Here is a 16,933-nt window from a genome sequence, read left to right on the forward strand (position 1 = left end):
CTACCACCCCGATACAAGTGCAATTATAACTATTAATGCGAGTACAACCAGGCCGATTAGGTACCAAGTAGAGGTTCTACTAGTCCACTCTTCAACTAGCATGAGTCTACCAAGGGCCCTCTTATAAATATCCTTGAATACCTTTGTAACTGGTATTCTCGCTGGTTCTTCAACAATAAATCCACCCATAACAATAAGACTTGATACCTCATCTCTTTCAACTGGTGTTTTAGACGCTACATACTTCTGGAACATCCAGTAAAAAACAAAGTATATTATTAGCCCTGTAGTAATCGAGGTCAATGTATAGATTAATGTAAATTCATATACATCCATACCATGATCACCTATTCAAATATCTTGTAAGCATAGTTTTCAAACTCCTCTGAAACACTCTTTCTAGCTTCTTGGTCTTCAACGCTAGTAGCATCTATCCAGTGTACGTATAGATACTTTCTCTTCTCGTCGACATCTATTACTACCGTACCAGGGGTATTGGTTATAGAGTTAGATATTAATAGTATTGAGTAGTCGCTTGTTACACTATATGGTATTCTCACTATTGCAGGATTGTATTTAGCACTAGGCATCAATATTAGTTTTAATACACTCCAGTGTGCTTTAGCCTCGATTATAGTGAAGTATTTAACTAGATAGTATATTGCTGTAATAAACCGTCTCGGCGACATCTTACTTGGATTTAGAATTAAGTCTGGTGCCAGTACTAGTGAAACACCTACTCCTACTAGTAGTGCAATAGTAATCTCTACTAGTCCATATGAGCCAGTATAGACGAGATATACAACTGCAAGTATTATAGTGAAAACCACTATTGATACAGAGTAACCCCTATTCATCTCCACTCACCTCTCTAATCTTGGTTGTAATGAGAGTACCGTATTCACGTGCTATTCTAAGAGATACAATTGCTAGTAGTAGGAATACAGCTAGACCTATAACAATCGCTGTAACTATAAATACTTGGGGTATAGGGTCTACTGTTGAACCTATAAATCTCTGTATATCTGTTTTAGAGGAGAATACTGGGTTTTCCAGGCTTCCACCTGGAATTACTGGCGGATTAGTGGAGTTCAATGTATATCCAAGATATACTAGTAGTACGTATACGGCGTCTCCAAGTATTGTAAATAAAGCCATCTTCTTAACTAAGTGTGGTCTTACTGCTATTCCGTAAATTGAAAACCCTATTGTTAATAATATAGTAAAACCTATATAGTACCATAACAACTCTTCTATCACTCTCCACCACCTCTCTTCTCGAATTCTCTTGTTAGATAGTAGAATGCAAGAGTAAACCCTGTTAAAACAGCAATGAATTCAAGTATATTCAACAACATAATTGTTCCAGAGACGAGAATTGTAGATATAGGTGTTTGCAGATATGCTGGATAATTGAAAAACGAGTCTGGTTTAGCCTGGTTTTGAAATAGATATGCATTTATATTGGTTGTATACGAGTATACTACTGGTATTAGACCAGCCAGGGCAATTAGTGTTACTCCTAGACCTCTAAGTAGGAGTAGTTTTCTATCTGTAAATCCTCTACTTCTAATCCAATCACTTGTATATGCAAGCATTAATAGTAGTGGTGCTATAACGAATACTGCTCCTCCCTGGAAGCCACCGCCTGGTGTTATATGGCCGTGTAGCGCAATTGATATGCTTACTACTACTATAATGGGAGCTAGTATTCTCGTCACTAATCTAACAATAATTGTTAGTGAACGGCGTTCTCCAATAATGTCTTCAAGCTTTGATGCTATAGCTAACGTAGCTATTATTGCAAAGAACAGCACGCTTGTCTCGAAGTATGTGTCAAATCCTCTTTGATCCCATATAACAGCTGTTACAACTTCAAACGCCATTGAGGTGTAAATAGAAGACGCGTCTGGTATGTATTCTAGGTATTTCTCTGCAAGTGTAGTTAGCGATCTCTCTACACTCAACAAGCCCGAGTTGTATAATAGTATGAATAATCCAAGACCTATTACTATGGGTATAACTACTTCAAGCTTCTTCATATCTCTCACCCTTTGTCAACACGTAGAGTAATACAACAGTGTTTAATCCAAGACCTATTCCAACATATGCTATTAGCAAGTCAGGAGCGAGAAACACTTGGAGTAGTAGAGCGTAGAATACAGATTCTACTCCAGCTAATACTACGGCTTTAGCAACGTCTTTCTCGTATAGTACTAGAATTGTTGATATTAGTGCTAGTGTTGCCGCTATAGATGAGAGTAATAGGATCACTCCATCTCACCCGTCTCCAAGTCCTCTCCCAGTCTATCTATGATAACACTTGGAGATTCCTCTCTCGACCTATATACTCCACGAGCAAGAATGTGCGAACCGACTGGTGTAGCAAGCGCTATTATTCCAGCCGCTATTATCGAAGTACCAGTGAAAACCAGTTTTAAATTGTAGTCTATGTCTAATCCAAGTACTATAAAGACTACTCCAATCAATGGATAAAGTCCTCCACCAATTGATCCAATTGTTGCAGCGTGTAGTCTAGTATAGAATTCTTTGAATTTAAAGAACCCGATGGTTGCAAGTATATCCATAACGCCGCCAATAAAGACTAGTGCTACGCCTATATAGAATAATATCAAGTCTATCACTTCGACCACCTCTTCTCGAGGTATCTTGCTACTACTACATCTAGTAGAAATACCCAAGAAGCTAGTGGAATAACTCCTATTAAGAGAAAAGCCGACTTGTAGTAGAGAGCAACCAAAACCATTAAGACAACAAGGTCTACTACAAGCGCGTCAATAGCTAATACCATACTGCCAAGTGTTTTAGAAGTAAAAACTCTTATTGAATATATTATCATGGCTATTGTAAACAAACTCATTAGTACTGGGAGGACTCCTAGTAGTGTTTCATAGGAAACCATTACTCCCCCCTCTTGAGAGGTACTTCGCCTAGTTTAACAGGAGTAATTCCCACTACAAAATCCTCTTTGGTTACTGTTACCTCGCCTTCTATCCTGCATAGTTCTAGTGGGCTTTTTAGAGTAGTGTTTTTATCTATTGTAAACAATTCGTAGCCAGTTCTAGTAGTCATTGAGAGCGCTCCCACTGGACAGTACTCTACGCACAGCGCGCAAAAAGTGCATTTTGAATGATCGATTCTCGGAAACCTCTTTCTAGGGTTTTGCGGGTAGTTTCCTTCTACTTGAACCATATCTATACATGCTGCTGGACAGACTTGTTGACACATTGAACAACCAGTACACTTATTCATGTCTAATATGTGTGCTCCTCTAATCTTCTCTGTTTTAAATGGTTTTACCTTTCTGGGGACTAGTCTTGTATATGGTGTTGTAAACAGGTATTTGAGTGATTTAATAAGTGTTTGTGTAGCCATTGATTCTCACCTATCTAGGTCTGGTGGGCATGGGTCTAGTGAAGCAAGTAGAACGGGGAAGTCTGCTATTGTAATCTCCTCTTTTGACAGTATATAGTCGACAACTGTTGTTAATAGCGGCATAGACATACTTCTCAATCTAACTCTATAGGGTTTTCTACCGCCTTGGCTTATAATGTGGATCACGTATTCTCCTCTCGCTGATTCTACACGTGCAACTCCTTCTCCAGGTGGAATGGTTAGTCCAATTTTAATTCTCAGTGGCTCGTCGAGTTTTACTTCTTCTAGTGCTTGGCGTATAATCGATATTGACTGGTAGATCTCTTTGAATCTAACTACGCTTCTATCATACGCATCTCCAATGGATCCCGTGGGAACTTCGAATTTTACTTTGTCGTAGTTGAGGTATGGAGCATTTACTCTTAAATCATATTTGTAGCCAGTTGCTCTCAACACGGGGCCTGTCACGCCGAGCATTAATGCTTCTTCACTTGTTAGTTTTCCAAGGTTTCTTGTTCTCGCTTTGAATACACTGTTTTTCAATAGTGCTTCTTCAACGTCTCTTGCTTTTTCCTCTACGAAGTCTAAGACTTTTAATGTGTGTTCTTTGAAGTCTGCTGGTAGCTTGTATCTTATTCCACCAGGTACACTTAGATTGTGGTATACTCTGTGTCCTGCTATTCTACCAAACCACTTGAGGATTTCTTCTCTGGCTGTTACAGCCCAGTATGCTGGTGTTCTCAATCCAATACTTCCACCAATAAAGTGGCTCCAGAACAAGTGTGATGCTATTCTACCCATTTCAGCCTGGATCATTCTAATCCATTTAGCGTTTTCAGGTATGTTGGCGTTAACTATGTCTTCAACCGCCATTGCATATGCTATTTCAAGGTGGTCTGGGTCTTCAACACAAAATCTATAACTAAGTGTTACATTCATCTCCCATGTACGGTTCTCCATCATTTTCTCGAATCCACGGTGTAGAAAACCAGGTATTACCTCGGCTTTAACTACTCTATCTCCATCTAACCATAGTTTAAACGCTATATTACCTGGTACACCGGGGTGTTGTGGTCCAAAATAAACTATTTGAGTATTTCTACCTTCCATACTTGTATCCACCATATACGTGTTTTACAACGAATTCAACTGTATCTACGTCTTTTCTAAGGGGTGGAGGGCCCTCCCAGTTGCCGTCGAGGATCCATTTTCTGAGAGATGGATGTCCTTTGAATTCAATACCCATCATTTCCCATACTTCTTTCTCAATGTAGAGCGCTAGTGGGTATATGTCGTGTATGCTGTCTATTACAGGGTTTGTTCTCGGTACATATGTTTTAATCCACTTCTGCTCGCTGGTTGACGGGTTTTCAAAGATGTAGTATATTTCTATTACGCCTTTATCTGGGTAGTCAACAGGGTTGATGTTTACTAGTAGTTTATACCCTTGATCTTTTAGTTCTTGTACTACTCTCCTTAAGTCGTTGTTTTCAATACTTATTTTACATATTTTGTGTTTTTCATTGTATTCATAGCATTCTGGATAAGATGGTGTAAATTGATAGTTTACTTGTTGCTGGCTCTTTTTTAATTTCTCAATGTATTCCTCTAGGAGTTTTCTCTCGAGTTCTTCATACTTCTTTATTTTCTCAAATGCATCTGGTTTAATTCTAGATATGTGTTTTTCAAGTGATGACTCATAGATCTTCTTTCTCAAGTATTCTAAGAGGCTGAAGTAGTCGTCTGGCATTGGCATGCAGCCGGGTACCCATCCCTCTACTTCTACGAAGTCGTCTAGTCTCTTGTAGGTTGCATAGCTATCCCAGTATAATCCACCAGTACCAGTACAGTTGCAACCAGCCGCTACAAAACGTGGTTCTGGCATTTGTCTATACATGTTTAAAAACATTTTAACTGCCTTCTTGGTTAAATAACCCATTCCAACGTAGAGATCGCACTGTCTCGGTGTTGGCGCCGGCATGTAGCCGTATCTCTCCCAGTCTAGTGGAGCCATAACTAGTGGTGGAAATTCTACAGCTCCACATGCTGAACAATAATGGATCATCCAAATACTCCTACTACGAGCCCAGCGAGCTAGTTTACTAAGTAGTCTAGATAACACCATTTTAATCACCAATCCACAGTATTCTTCTAACTACTTCGAGGTATACACTCCTCTCATCAATGAGAGACCTGGCTGTAGAGGAGATCAAGGGGTCTAAAACAAATCCATAAATCAACCCGAGCAATACAATCACTATACTTAAAACCAATAAATAGATCTTTAACAAGCCTGGGACATGAATATCCTGCTTTATACCACTCGCTTCAAACACTGTATAGTTTAATATCTTGAGAAATGCAACCAAGCCCATTGCAGATCCAATAAATGCAACGACTAATGCCACCGGGATAGTGTAATCTCTACTAATGGCTTCCAAGAGGCCCATGTATACCTGTAGCTTGGCTGTAAAGAATATAGTTGGTGGTATACCAGCAATGGTTATAGCTCCAATGACCATTGACAACTGTAGAATCCTTGATGCTCTAAGCGAGCCCGTAGCACTGTCTAGTTTGTCAGTACCATGTGTTTCCCTTATCCATCCAGCTGTTAGAAATAGTAGTGGTTTTACAATGGCGTGTGCTATAATGTAGAGTAGTGCAATACCTAGTCCACTAGGCCCTAGTGAGAGAGCTATTGCTATATAGCCGGAATCCATGACTACAGTATATGCAATAGTATACAGTATCCTCTTGGAGTATACTGCTCCCAATCCTCCAACTAGTATTGTAAGTATACCTAGTATTCTCAACGAATACTCTAAAACCGGTGTTAAACCACCAAGTACTGTATAGATAATTCTAGCTAGTGCATAGTAGGAAACACCCTCAGCAACACCTGCAAGTAGAGACGCTGTAACAGGATTTATACTTGAATATGCTGGTGGAAGCCAGAAGTGTAGTGGTGCTAGTGCTTCATCTATTGCCAAACTCCAAAATAGAATAATTGCTAGAATGGGCAGATACCTACCCGGGTTTTCTACTAGTCCACGATAACCTGTATCAATACCCAACTGGATTAAACCCAATTGCCCAATATTGACTGTTCCAGCCGCAAAATATATTAATCCAACACCTAGGAAGAACAGTATTCCACCAACACCGGCAATCATAATGTAGTCAAATACTGCTTTATACGATTCCTTATGAGAACCAAGCGCTATTAAACCATAAGATGAAATCAATGCAACCTCCAACATTACAAACATATTGAATAAATCACCAGTATATATAACACCCAGTAAACCCGCTACAAGTCCAAGATACAGTGCTAAATAGTACTCATCTACACCACGTGGAAAAACCGAGAACAATGGGTAGAGAAACAGTGCAAGACCCGAGATAACTAATCCAATAAGCCCTGAAAACCCATCTACAACATATGTAATTCCTATTGGCGGCTGAAAACCACCAATAGTATAGTAGACTACTCCTTGATTCTCTACGAGGTTATAAATCAAGAGAGAAGCAATAAACGAGAATACAAGGTAGAGAGAGACATAGAACCTAGTAATCAAGGAGTTCACTTTAAACACTTTGAAGAAAACTAGTGTAAAAGCACCCATTATAAGCACATATGGTGTCAGCGCTGGAAGCACGCTTGCATTCATTTTCTCAACCATTCTATTTAAATAACCATGTTGTATATAACACAGCTATACTTAACATGGTTATATCATAAAGACCAGGTTTTTAAATATTCCTGAATTGAGTGAATACATATTCAAATAAGCATACTATTACTTCCACAGAGTAATTCATCAACCTTCATAGTTTAGAAAACAATAGTAGATGCTGGAAAACACAGGGATTTGAATATAAAGTTGGAGTAGTGGGTTTCCACGACGGGTTTAGAGGAGAGTGCGGCGGCCGGGATTTGAACCCGGGATCTCCGGCGTGGCAGGCCGGCGTCCTAGTCCAGGCTAGACGACCGCCGCTCTGAATTGAGTTATATTTAGTTGGCGTTTATAAATTATTTCTATTGAGTATTTCCAACTGAATCTGTTTCCCGTTCTCCCGGGGTTTTCCTCTCGCATTTTAATTGTTGTTCTACGAGTGTTTCTAGTAGTGCTTTTACTAGGTTTGCAGCGCAATTTGTTAGTTTGTAGAGTTTGTATTTTCCTCTACGCTCGTATTCAACCAGACCGAGTGATTTAAATGTCTTTAAGTGGTGGGATACGAGAGTCTGCTCTAAACCAAGGACGCTGGATATTATACATACTGGTAGTGGGCCGTTGTAGTATAGGAGGAGGAGTATTCGGAGTTTACTTGTCTCGGAGAATTGCTTAACTATTTCTATTACTCCTTCAATTTCAGAGCCAGGTACTTCTATTTCACGTGTTGGTTCTAGTGGAAAACGTTTTTGTTGAAGCAACTCGTCTAGTCTACAAGCTTTTTGCTTTTCTAGTTCTCCTAGTATCTCCTCTATTTTTATTTTAGTAGGCACTTCTAGAACACCTTGAAATGTTATGTAAATTAATGATTTACCTACTTGTTTAAAAATCTATGAGATACTGGGAATTGAAAGCCGAGCGTCAAAGTCTTTATTACACTTGAATAATTATTACTACCTCGAGAAATACGGGTGTAAATAATGAATTCTACTATGAGTATTTATAGAGAAGAGTGGATTGGAGACTTCCACGTTATTGAATACACTCCCATAGAACTCGAAAAACCAAGTTTTGCATTTATTTCTCTGCCAGACACAGGGCTTGTAGGAGTAATTAGTGGAATGCACTTAGTGAAAAATCTTGGTTTAAAAGAAGTAGCTGGTATTGATTCTTATACGCTTCTACCACCAGTAGTAGTTGTTAATAATGGCTATATTAGAGCGCCTATAAGGGTATTTACTGGTGGAAACCTACTAGTTGTATACAACGAGTTTTCTCTCAGTCTACCTGGATTAATACAGTTATCAAGAGTACTAGTAAACTACCTTGAAAGACGAGGAGTCGACTACGTCATACTCTCTTCTGGCATACCGGTACAAAATAGATTTGAATTAGACACTTTGAAAACATATTATTTAACTACAACACAACGCTCATTTGAACTAGCAAAGAATATAAACGCTATACCATTTGAAAACGGTTTTCTAGCAGGACCCTACGCACTACTACTAAAAGAACTCGTACATGCCAGAGTAAACACTATTCTACTACTAACAGAGTCTTTCCTTGAATTCCCCGATCCCGAGGCAGCAGCGAAAAGCCTAGAACTAGTTTCAAAAATCATTGGTAGACCAATAGATGTTAAAGAGCTAGTAGAAGAAGCAGAATTAATTAGAATTAAAGCACGAGACGCTATGAAGAACACTATGCGCGGACTTATCCAAATGAGAAAAGACGTTGAACACACCATACCTATCTATACCTAGAGCACACGGTGATCCAGCATGTACAGCGACGAATTCGACGAGTTCTTCAAGAGAATGAGAGAACTAGAAAAGAGAATTAGAGAATACGTAGAGAGCGAAATAGAGAAAACACTTAGAGAGTTTAGAGACGAGTTAAAATACATGGAAGACGCGTTTAGACCAATGTGGCACCACCAAGGATACCTTAGACCACTCTATAGTATAAGAGATAGAGGAAACTACATTGAGGTATATGTAGATCTACCAAGGGCAGACGAGAAATCTCTTGAAGTAAAATTCCAAGACAACTATATGTATATAAAAGCAAAGCTTAGAGAGGAAGTTAGATTTCACGGAATTACCGGTCAATCAGGAGAAACAAGGTTTTATGAATACCGCGATGTCATCGAACTACCATTTAAAGTATACCCGGAGAAAGTAAAAATAGAAACTAGGAGAGGACGTGTTAGAATAATAATCTACAAATAAGATAATACACTACACAGTTAATCTCGGTTTTAATTTACTCCATTATACTAGTTTACTTGGTGGTTAATATGCTACCAGAATGGTTTATATACGCGTTGTTTAGTGCAGTGACGGCTGCACTAGCCTCTATACTCGCCAAAATCGGCTTGCAAGGAGTTGATTCTATTACTGCGACAGCTCTGAGATCAATTGTAATGACTATACTAGTATTTACAGTACTATATTTCACGAAAGGATATAGCGGACTAACTGGTTTGACACAACGAGAATACATGTTTATAATACTGAGTGGGCTAGCAGGTGGCGCATCTTGGATACTATACTTTCTCGCCCTGCAGAAAGGAGAAGCAGGTAAAGTAGCAGTCGTTGACCGTTCTAGTGTTTTATTTGTAATAATACTGGCAACAATACTACTACAAGAAGAACTAACAATTAAAAAGATAGTAGCTGGAATACTAGTATTTACAGCTCTAGTACTTCTCGCGATATAGAAACACCTGGCTAGTCGAAACACCTCTATTATTCAATTTGATTTTGAAATACAAAGTAACACTTGATTTGGTACACGAGGCTACTTTTACCTGTGGGTTGGAAAAATCACTCTTATCATGTATCATAATGGAATATTTATTAATTATTACCATATATATTTAAGTGAAAGAGGGAGAATTAATGAGCACGCCTAGAAGGTATTGGTTGCTAGTAGGAATACTAGTAGCATTCGTCCTCGGTGTATTGTTTGGATTTATATTGACAATAGCTATTCCAGAAGCACCTGCTAGAAGCGATATAAATGCTTGGTTGAAGGCGTTTGGAGATATATTTGTCCGATTGATTAGAATTGTAATTCCAATGTTGATCTTCTTTACAATTTCAGCAGCTACTTCTTCAATAGCTAATGCTAGAAAACTGGGTATTATACTATTATGGATGCTAATACTCTACATTGGAACATCACTGTTAGCCGCGTTTTGGGGGCTTATCGGTGGATTAATATTCCAGCCTGGTACAGCTACTCAACTAGCTCCTCCAGCTGGATATACTCCACCCAAACCACCTAGTGGTATAGATATATTGTTGAGTTTCTTCCAAACAGATTTTAATGCACTATTGGCTGTTGGAGGATCTGTATCAATGATAATTTTTGCAATAATACTAGGTGTGGCAGTGGTTTTATTTATGGGTGAAAATGGTAGAATAGTAGCTAGATTTCTCGAGTTGGGCTCGGAGTTGTCAATTAGTGTTGTAAGAGTAATAATGTATTATGCACCAATAGCTGTCTTTTGTTATTCTGCATGGTTGATCTCACAGTATGGTCCACAAATGCTACAAGCATATGCTAGCTTCCTACTAGTACAATATGGTTTCTCAATATTCCACTTGATTATAGTATATTCAATTATAGTTGCAATTGGTGGATTAAACCCAATTACCTATTTCAAATACCAAATAACACCATTTATAATAGCGTTTACAACAAGGTCTAGTGCTGTAGTTCTACCATACAATATGGAGGCAGCTAAAAAAATGGGTGTACAAGACGAAGTATTCAAGATAACACTACCAATCGGTGCAACGGTAAACATGGATGGTACAGCATTATATCAAGCATTAAGCGCTGTTTTTATCGCACAATTATTTGGAGTAACGTTAACACCAGCTCAATACGGACTAGTATTATTCGCTGCGCTAATAGGCTCAATTGGAACAGCCGCTATACCAGGTGGTGGAACAGTAATGCTGGCATTTGTCCTTTCAACGCTAGGATTACCAATAGAGGGAGTTGGAATAATGTGGGTTATTGATGCATTTGCTGATGCCATGAGAACAGCTATAAATGTAAGCGGAGACAACGCCTGTACAATTCTAGTATCGAGAATAATCGGTTATAAACTCGTAAAACCCGAGGAACAATAATATTTTTTCACTGCTCTCTCATATACAAATCTTTTTATTTACTTAAAAGGTAATTCTTTATGGTGATAATATGAAGAAGGTTGTTTTCACGGATAAAGCCCCTAAACCCATAGGCCCTTATAGCCAGGCAGTATGTATTGATGGTTTATTATTTATATCTGGACAGATACCAATAGATCCTTCAACGGGACAATTAATTACAGAGGGCTTTGAAAACCAAGTTAGAAGAGTACTAGACAATATAAAAGCTATTGTTGAAGCATCTGGTGGCACAATGGAAGACATTGTAAAAACAACAGTGTTTCTTAGAGATATATCAAAATTCCAGGTATTCAATGAAATATATGCGAGATACTTCGAGAAAGACCCGCCAGCAAGAAGTGTTGTCGAAGTGAGAAATCTACCTCGTGGAGTAGATATTGAAGTAGAAGCAATAGCAAAAATCGAGAAATGTCCATGAAAAACTATTCTACTCTATAACCCATTTCTTTAAACTCTTTAATTAATTCTCTCACTATATCTCCACTGGGTGCTTCAAACACTAGGTCTACTACTGCGTGCCCAATTGGTATAATTGGGTTAAACCTGTCGTGTTTAACATCTATGATATTACATCTGTATTTGTAGAGTACTTCTAAAACTCTATATAATTGACCCGGAGCATCAGGTACTACTAGTCTAACAATTGATATTCTTCCAGATGTAGCTAATCCACGTATTACAACACGGTAGAGCATGGTTAAATCTATATTACCTCCGCTTACTACTAAGACTGTTTTCTTTCCAGTATTATTGAAGTGTCCCTCTAGCATAGCAGCTAGTGGTAGTGCTCCTGCGCCTTCTGCTAGTACTTTTGATCTCTCTAAGAGGAGGTAAATAGCTTGTGCAATAGAGTCCTCGCTTACTTTGACTACATCGTCTACTACTTGGTTCATTATCTCCCATGTTAAGTCGCCAATGGTTTTTGTTACCACGCCATCTGCAAGACTCAATTTTGGCTCTATTACAAGTCTCTGCCCAACTCTACGAGACTCGTAGTATTTAGCTGCTACTTCTGGTTCTACCCCTACTATTTTAACTCCTGGTTTATGCTTTTTTAATGCAACTCCAATACCCGAGATTAATCCACCACCCCCGATTGGTACAACTACTACTTCTACATCTGGTAGTTGACTAGCTATTTCTAATCCTATTGTTCCCTGTCCAGCAATTACTTCTTTATCGTTGAATGGATGTACAAACATTGCTCCTGTTTCCCGCATTATTTCAAGTGCTTTCTGACATGCATCGTCATATACTCGACCATAGAGTACTACTTCTGCACCATAACTCCTAGTTGCATTTATTTTGAATATAGGTGCTGTCTCGGGCATTACAATAGTTGCCTTTACACCTAGAGCAGACGCTGCAAAAGCAACACCCTGTGCATGATTGCCACTCGAAGCGGCCACTACGCCCCTCTTTCTAGCTTCATCAAGATGACTGTAGATCTTGAAGAAAGCACCACGTGATTTAAAAGAACCAGTTTTCTGCATGTTTTCTAGCTTTAAGAAAACACTTGCATTAAACATCCGGGAAAAACTAGTATTGTATTCAAGTGGTGTTTTATGTAGAACACTGTAGATAACACTTCCCGCCTTCTGGATTAAACTCCATACTTCATCAATTAATCCATTCAAAAACATTCACCACGCCATTCCTATAAGTTATTATCCCTAAATGCCAAAATAAACCCTCAAAACCTGTATTAATACAAGGGGCCCGTAGCCTAGCCAGGACAGGGCGCCGGCCTCCGGAGCCGGAAGACCCGGGTTCAAATCCCGGCGGGCCCGCGACCATCTCAGTCTAGTCTTTAGAGTCTTCATTACATCATGAATGCCAGTATACTACTTGAAAATAATGGGACCCCATATTGCTATGTAGAGTCCTAATACAGTAATCGTGTTTACTATATTGAATGGAAGTGCCGTCTTTATAAAGGAGTTAAATGTTGTTTTTATTTTCTTGCTTTCGAGTATATGGATGGCCACAACGTTCGCTCCGCTTCCGATATATGTATATCCTCCTCCAGCTGTAAGACCCGATAATGCTGCCCATGCTAGAATAACGGGGTCTACTCTGAGATTTATTGATACCACGTCTATTATTGGTAGTAGTGTTAGTGTTACTGGTATGTTTTCTATAAATGCTGATAGAATAGCTGAGAGTGTAAAAACAGTTATAGCTATTGATATGGGGTTTCCACCAGCATAACTCAATATGTAGCTGGCTATAATGTCTGTTACACCGTGTTTCTTTAGAGAATTACTCAGTAGAAATACTGATATAAGAAATACTGGTAGTTTATAGTCTAATCCCTCTCTAATAGTGTTTCTAGCTGTCTCTACATCTCTATGTACTAGAATTCTAGTAGCTAAAACACATGTTAATGCTATAAACGCCGGTATAGTTAGAGGTAATCCAAGTTCTTTTCTTACACTCAATAAAACTATTTTAACTAGTAGAAATACAAGAGCTTCATATACAAACAACTTGTCTACTGCTCCCAAGTCTACTTTTGATAAATCAATATTCTTTTCGTCTATTTCTTTGAAGTTGAAGTATACATATGATGCAATAGCTATTATCATGGGTATTAGTATTAAGAAAAACATTGATGGCCTAGTATTATAAAATATGAAGTCCATAAAGCCAAGATTGTAGTGACCTGCCACGATCATTGCTGGTGGATCACCAACCATTGTCGCAGATCCAGACATTCCAGCAGCTAGTGCTATACCAATTAATATCTTTCTAGGGTCTACACCAAGCATTATAGAGGCCTCTAGGGCTACAGGCGCAAATATAAAGACTGTAACAGCGTTTTCCAAGATCAAGCTGACAATTCCCGAAAGTAGTATTAATGAATATAGTAGTACTCTAGTATTCTTAATAGATGATACGATCTTGTATGTAACAAACCTGGCAAAACCCGATTCTTCCAAGATATAGCTATACATGTTCATAAAGATAATTAATCCTAGTACATCCCAGTCTACAAAGTTCAAAACTTCATGTGGTGAGATAACTCCCAGTAAAAGAAGAAGGATTATTGTAGAAGTTGCAACTATAAATCTGTCGATTCCAATTGATATTAGTCCTATGAATACTATGAATAGCAGTGACACTATAACTTGGTAAATCAACGCTATTCACCAATACACACGTCTTTTCCTTAGTTACCAATAATACTATCACCTAGCAGTTTTTTTAATATTTTTTAATCTAGAAACAGTCCTATGGGAAATTACACTACTCTACTATTAAACATATTTCCCCGTAAAGGAGGAGTGAAAAGAATGAGGATAGGTAAAAACGAGAATGAAGAAAAAAGGTGAATTATAGTTATATCTTTACTGTTATAACTAGTGGTATTTCATTGTGGTAGGAGTATATGTTTGCATTGCCACCTTCTAACCAACCACATGTTGTTACTGGTACACTGAATACTGTTGATAATGGTATCATGTATATTCCACGTGGTGTTGTATCAATGTGTTTTACTTGTATTGTTGCATATAGTAATCCAGTTGTATAATCGACCCTGTTTATACTAGCTGATACACTTATACCGACATTTGAAATATCGGGTATGTATACCATGTTTGTTACATATATTGCTTCTCTAGTTGGAGTTAGTGTTTGTGGTAGTGTTTGCATAGAGTAACCCGGTGTTTTAATTGTTACTAAATAAGTATAGGTCTTTGTATTAGCATTATATGAATACACTGTTCTTAGTGTTATTGGAAATACTTCGAGTGTAAATAACTCATTATAGAATAATCCTCTATACTGAATGTTTCTAACTACTACTCTATATACACCGGGTCCAGATACTGGTGCAACTATTATTGATTCTCCAGGCTTATATGCATCCCAGAACCTGGTTGGGTTATAACTGGATCCTCCTGCCGGGTCTCTGGTTAACTCAGCTGCTAATTGAACGGTGTTTACACTATACGTGTATACATTGTATGCTTCGTCTACCATGTAGTAGGTGTATGGACCGTAGACGTGGACGTCGAGGTTGCTTGCATAGTTGGTATTACCGTGTATAGGCCATGTTACTCTAACGCCAAGAGCCCATATATTTGTTAGTGATGGTGATACTATTACTTTGAATACTCTCCAATCACCTGATTCATATCTCCAAGTATAGTCGAATGCACCGCGTATATAAGTGTTCTTTCTTGGTGTGTTTTCCGTGTATGGTGTTATCTTATATAGGTATTCACTGGTGATCTCTAATGGTATGAAGTATGATATTGGTACTAGGTATCTATATTTCTTGGTTATTTCTTCTACTACAATGTATCCACTGTGGAATCCACGTAGTGGTGTCGGTGAAACCGTTACATTTACTACTCTACTACCACTTGTTACAGTGAGTATAGATGGGCTAACACGTACATCGCTCCATGGTGATAGTTTGTATCCCACTATTCTAATCTTAATTGGCAGTATTCCTCTAAATGTTGCTCCTGAAACACCAATTCTCAATACTAGGTATTTTGGTAGACTCGATACATTTACACCTATATATCTCTCTGCAAGTGCCTCAATTTCTGCTAGTTTCTCGCTTAGTCTACCACTCTGTATTCTCAGTGCATTAGCTCTACGTATATCATATGTTATTCTACCAGTTTCACTCCATGAGAATACTCCATCTGCACCAACATCTATCCAGTAGGCGAAGTCTAATATGCTTGAACCGATTAATAAGGTGTAGTTTCCACTTCTACCACCCGATTCAAAGTATTCATATGGATATACTGCTTCTATTTCAAAGAAGTCGTATTTAGTTAGAGTACTTGGATCAATGAAGACGTGAGCGTAGACTGTAGCGGCTGTTACATTGAGGTATACCGTGTCTCCACTACATCCAGCTAGATCAATACCACTTGTTATCGCACTACAAATATCTCTTGTTTCTACTGCTACTAGTCTTGCTGGGTATACTCTATATGTACCAGCACCTTCAATTGTAAGCTTTCTTGTTTCATATGTTTTAACGAGTGGTATAAAGATCTTTGGTTCAAACCATGAACCAGCGATTTCAGTGAATTCTCCATAGGTTATCGCTGCATAGTTTAATTCTAATTCGCTGAATACGTCTCTAGCAAAGTCTGTTGAGTACACCTTGGGGAATGATGGATCTAATACTGCTGTAACAGCTCTATATGCATTGACGAATCCAGCACCCTGGGATAACTCGTCGAATCCAGTGTCTTTAGCAGTGTTCATTAATATTGTCTTCAATAGATATGGCGGCATTCTACTCTCGTATTTTGCTTTGTAAGCTGAGACAACAAGTGCTCCTACACCAGCAGCCATTGGTGTAGCCTGGCTTGTACCACTGAATAAATTGTATGCTAGCCATCCACTTAGTCTACGTATTCCATAAACGTTTCCAAGTGCATCCCATGTTCTACCAACAGCCCATGCAAAGGATCCAATAGCCAGTACATCTGGTTTTACAACTGAAAGCCTCGCCTTTTAAGGCGGGGATGGATAGAAAAGCTTATAAGGTGTGTATCCTATAATGTGTTTTGGGGAGTGCCTCGGTGGGCGAACCTCTAGCGTGGAGTAGCCTTAGGACAAAATCCATAGCCCCGAGCCCCGCCCTAAGCGGGGTAGGGGTAACGCGCCTGAGACCAGGCGCGGGGCTGAACC

General features: G+C 38.7%; 20 protein-coding genes and 2 tRNA genes. 6 read left to right on the top strand and 16 right to left on the bottom strand.

Annotated features, from left to right (window positions below; all coding sequences use genetic code 11):
* The 13 genes from ACZ5YP_RS02790 to ACZ5YP_RS02850 all read right to left on the bottom strand — a co-directional run bounded on the left by ACZ5YP_RS02790 (position 1) and on the right by ACZ5YP_RS02850 (position 7,903).
* The gene (locus ACZ5YP_RS02790; protein WP_464835734.1) at positions 1–336 is read right to left on the bottom strand and encodes a hypothetical protein; all 336 of its coding nucleotides are present in this window, start codon (positions 334–336) and stop codon (positions 1–3) included.
* 11 nt (positions 337–347) lie between these two features.
* Positions 348–857: a Na+/H+ antiporter subunit E gene (locus tag ACZ5YP_RS02795; RefSeq protein WP_464835735.1), complete on the bottom strand. Its 510-nt coding sequence runs from the start codon at positions 855–857 to the stop codon at positions 348–350.
* Positions 850–1,260 carry a sodium:proton antiporter gene (locus ACZ5YP_RS02800; protein ID WP_464835736.1) on the bottom strand — a complete coding sequence of 137 codons (411 nt, stop codon included), beginning with the start codon at positions 1,258–1,260 and terminating at the stop codon, positions 850–852. The genes ACZ5YP_RS02795 and ACZ5YP_RS02800 overlap by 8 nt, the downstream gene beginning before the upstream one ends.
* The gene (locus tag ACZ5YP_RS02805) at positions 1,257–2,042 is read right to left on the bottom strand and encodes an MnhB domain-containing protein (RefSeq protein WP_464835737.1); all 786 of its coding nucleotides are present in this window, start codon (positions 2,040–2,042) and stop codon (positions 1,257–1,259) included. The genes ACZ5YP_RS02800 and ACZ5YP_RS02805 overlap by 4 nt, the downstream gene beginning before the upstream one ends.
* Positions 2,029–2,274 carry a Na(+)/H(+) antiporter subunit B gene (locus ACZ5YP_RS02810; protein ID WP_464835738.1) on the bottom strand — a complete coding sequence of 82 codons (246 nt, stop codon included), beginning with the start codon at positions 2,272–2,274 and terminating at the stop codon, positions 2,029–2,031. The genes ACZ5YP_RS02805 and ACZ5YP_RS02810 overlap by 14 nt, the downstream gene beginning before the upstream one ends.
* Positions 2,271–2,645, bottom strand: a complete 375-nt coding sequence (mnhG, locus tag ACZ5YP_RS02815; RefSeq protein WP_464835739.1) for a monovalent cation/H(+) antiporter subunit G — start codon at positions 2,643–2,645, stop codon at positions 2,271–2,273. The genes ACZ5YP_RS02810 and mnhG overlap by 4 nt, the downstream gene beginning before the upstream one ends.
* Positions 2,642–2,923 carry a monovalent cation/H+ antiporter complex subunit F gene (locus tag ACZ5YP_RS02820; protein ID WP_464835740.1) on the bottom strand — a complete coding sequence of 94 codons (282 nt, stop codon included), beginning with the start codon at positions 2,921–2,923 and terminating at the stop codon, positions 2,642–2,644. The genes mnhG and ACZ5YP_RS02820 overlap by 4 nt, the downstream gene beginning before the upstream one ends.
* The gene (locus ACZ5YP_RS02825; protein WP_464835741.1) at positions 2,923–3,396 is read right to left on the bottom strand and encodes a 4Fe-4S binding protein; all 474 of its coding nucleotides are present in this window, start codon (positions 3,394–3,396) and stop codon (positions 2,923–2,925) included. The genes ACZ5YP_RS02820 and ACZ5YP_RS02825 overlap by 1 nt, the downstream gene beginning before the upstream one ends.
* A gap of 6 nt (positions 3,397–3,402) precedes the next feature.
* The gene (locus tag ACZ5YP_RS02830) at positions 3,403–4,506 is read right to left on the bottom strand and encodes an NADH-quinone oxidoreductase subunit D (RefSeq protein WP_464835742.1); all 1,104 of its coding nucleotides are present in this window, start codon (positions 4,504–4,506) and stop codon (positions 3,403–3,405) included.
* Positions 4,496–5,521: an NADH-quinone oxidoreductase subunit NuoB gene (gene nuoB / locus ACZ5YP_RS02835; protein ID WP_464835743.1), complete on the bottom strand. Its 1,026-nt coding sequence runs from the start codon at positions 5,519–5,521 to the stop codon at positions 4,496–4,498. The genes ACZ5YP_RS02830 and nuoB overlap by 11 nt, the downstream gene beginning before the upstream one ends.
* A 1-nt stretch (position 5,522) precedes the next feature.
* Complete coding sequence (locus tag ACZ5YP_RS02840; protein WP_464835744.1) at positions 5,523–7,079, bottom strand: proton-conducting transporter transmembrane domain-containing protein; 1,557 nt, start codon at positions 7,077–7,079, stop codon at positions 5,523–5,525.
* A gap of 239 nt (positions 7,080–7,318) precedes the next feature.
* Positions 7,319–7,394: transfer RNA gene (locus tag ACZ5YP_RS02845), tRNA-Gly, on the bottom strand.
* A 41-nt stretch (positions 7,395–7,435) separates the two neighbouring features.
* Positions 7,436–7,903, bottom strand: coding sequence for an ArsR/SmtB family transcription factor (locus ACZ5YP_RS02850; RefSeq protein WP_464835745.1), 468 nt, complete (start codon positions 7,901–7,903; stop codon positions 7,436–7,438).
* Positions 7,904–8,050: 147 nt separating this feature from the next.
* Here ACZ5YP_RS02850 and ACZ5YP_RS02855 point away from each other — a divergent pair, with 147 nt between their 5' ends.
* The 5 genes from ACZ5YP_RS02855 to ACZ5YP_RS02875 all read left to right on the top strand — a co-directional run bounded on the left by ACZ5YP_RS02855 (position 8,051) and on the right by ACZ5YP_RS02875 (position 11,681).
* Complete coding sequence (locus ACZ5YP_RS02855; protein ID WP_464835746.1) at positions 8,051–8,836, top strand: proteasome assembly chaperone family protein; 786 nt, start codon at positions 8,051–8,053, stop codon at positions 8,834–8,836.
* Positions 8,837–8,854: 18 nt separating this feature from the next.
* Entirely contained in the window at positions 8,855–9,304 is a 450-nt protein-coding gene (locus ACZ5YP_RS02860; RefSeq protein WP_464835747.1) for an Hsp20/alpha crystallin family protein, read from the top strand.
* Between the two features lie 68 nt (positions 9,305–9,372).
* A complete protein-coding gene (locus ACZ5YP_RS02865; protein ID WP_464835748.1) occupies positions 9,373–9,795 on the top strand; it encodes an EamA family transporter in 423 nt (140 codons plus the stop codon).
* A 181-nt stretch (positions 9,796–9,976) separates the two neighbouring features.
* The gene (locus tag ACZ5YP_RS02870) at positions 9,977–11,221 is read left to right on the top strand and encodes a dicarboxylate/amino acid:cation symporter (RefSeq protein ID WP_464835749.1); all 1,245 of its coding nucleotides are present in this window, start codon (positions 9,977–9,979) and stop codon (positions 11,219–11,221) included.
* A 70-nt stretch (positions 11,222–11,291) separates the two neighbouring features.
* Positions 11,292–11,681 (top strand): RidA family protein, encoded by a 390-nt coding sequence (locus tag ACZ5YP_RS02875; RefSeq protein ID WP_464835750.1) that lies wholly within the window; start codon positions 11,292–11,294, stop codon positions 11,679–11,681.
* 4 nt (positions 11,682–11,685) lie between these two features.
* Here ACZ5YP_RS02875 and ilvA read toward each other — a convergent pair whose 3' ends face one another.
* Entirely contained in the window at positions 11,686–12,906 is a 1,221-nt protein-coding gene (gene ilvA / locus ACZ5YP_RS02880) for a threonine ammonia-lyase (protein WP_464835751.1), read from the bottom strand.
* 72 nt (positions 12,907–12,978) lie between these two features.
* Between ilvA and ACZ5YP_RS02885 the strand changes: the two genes are divergently transcribed.
* Positions 12,979–13,053 (top strand) — tRNA-Arg (locus ACZ5YP_RS02885).
* Positions 13,054–13,107: 54 nt separating this feature from the next.
* Here ACZ5YP_RS02885 and ACZ5YP_RS02890 read toward each other — a convergent pair.
* Positions 13,108–14,406 carry an ArsB/NhaD family transporter gene (locus tag ACZ5YP_RS02890; protein ID WP_464835752.1) on the bottom strand — a complete coding sequence of 433 codons (1,299 nt, stop codon included), beginning with the start codon at positions 14,404–14,406 and terminating at the stop codon, positions 13,108–13,110.
* Positions 14,407–14,605: 199 nt separating this feature from the next.
* Positions 14,606–16,723 carry a S8 family serine peptidase gene (locus tag ACZ5YP_RS02895; protein ID WP_464835939.1) on the bottom strand — a complete coding sequence of 706 codons (2,118 nt, stop codon included), beginning with the start codon at positions 16,721–16,723 and terminating at the stop codon, positions 14,606–14,608.
* Positions 16,724–16,933: the final 210 nt, after the last annotated feature.

Source organism: Sulfophobococcus zilligii, from assembly GCF_055398255.1.

Coding starts and splice junctions, on each gene's coding strand:
- ACZ5YP_RS02855 (WP_464835746.1), top strand. CDS start 8,051: ATGAATTCTACTATGAGTATTTATAGAGAAGAGTGGATTGGAGACTTC.
- ACZ5YP_RS02805 (WP_464835737.1), bottom strand. CDS start 2,042: ATGAAGAAGCTTGAAGTAGTTATACCCATAGTAATAGGTCTTGGATTA.
- ACZ5YP_RS02870 (WP_464835749.1), top strand. CDS start 9,977: ATGAGCACGCCTAGAAGGTATTGGTTGCTAGTAGGAATACTAGTAGCA.
- ilvA (WP_464835751.1), bottom strand. CDS start 12,906: ATGTTTTTGAATGGATTAATTGATGAAGTATGGAGTTTAATCCAGAAG.
- ACZ5YP_RS02790 (WP_464835734.1), bottom strand. CDS start 336: ATGGATGTATATGAATTTACATTAATCTATACATTGACCTCGATTACT.
- ACZ5YP_RS02830 (WP_464835742.1), bottom strand. CDS start 4,506: ATGGAAGGTAGAAATACTCAAATAGTTTATTTTGGACCACAACACCCC.
- nuoB (WP_464835743.1), bottom strand. CDS start 5,521: ATGGTGTTATCTAGACTACTTAGTAAACTAGCTCGCTGGGCTCGTAGT.
- ACZ5YP_RS02865 (WP_464835748.1), top strand. CDS start 9,373: ATGCTACCAGAATGGTTTATATACGCGTTGTTTAGTGCAGTGACGGCT.
- ACZ5YP_RS02795 (WP_464835735.1), bottom strand. CDS start 857: ATGAATAGGGGTTACTCTGTATCAATAGTGGTTTTCACTATAATACTT.
- ACZ5YP_RS02875 (WP_464835750.1), top strand. CDS start 11,292: ATGAAGAAGGTTGTTTTCACGGATAAAGCCCCTAAACCCATAGGCCCT.
- ACZ5YP_RS02825 (WP_464835741.1), bottom strand. CDS start 3,396: ATGGCTACACAAACACTTATTAAATCACTCAAATACCTGTTTACAACA.
- ACZ5YP_RS02840 (WP_464835744.1), bottom strand. CDS start 7,079: ATGGTTGAGAAAATGAATGCAAGCGTGCTTCCAGCGCTGACACCATAT.
- ACZ5YP_RS02820 (WP_464835740.1), bottom strand. CDS start 2,923: ATGGTTTCCTATGAAACACTACTAGGAGTCCTCCCAGTACTAATGAGT.
- ACZ5YP_RS02860 (WP_464835747.1), top strand. CDS start 8,855: ATGTACAGCGACGAATTCGACGAGTTCTTCAAGAGAATGAGAGAACTA.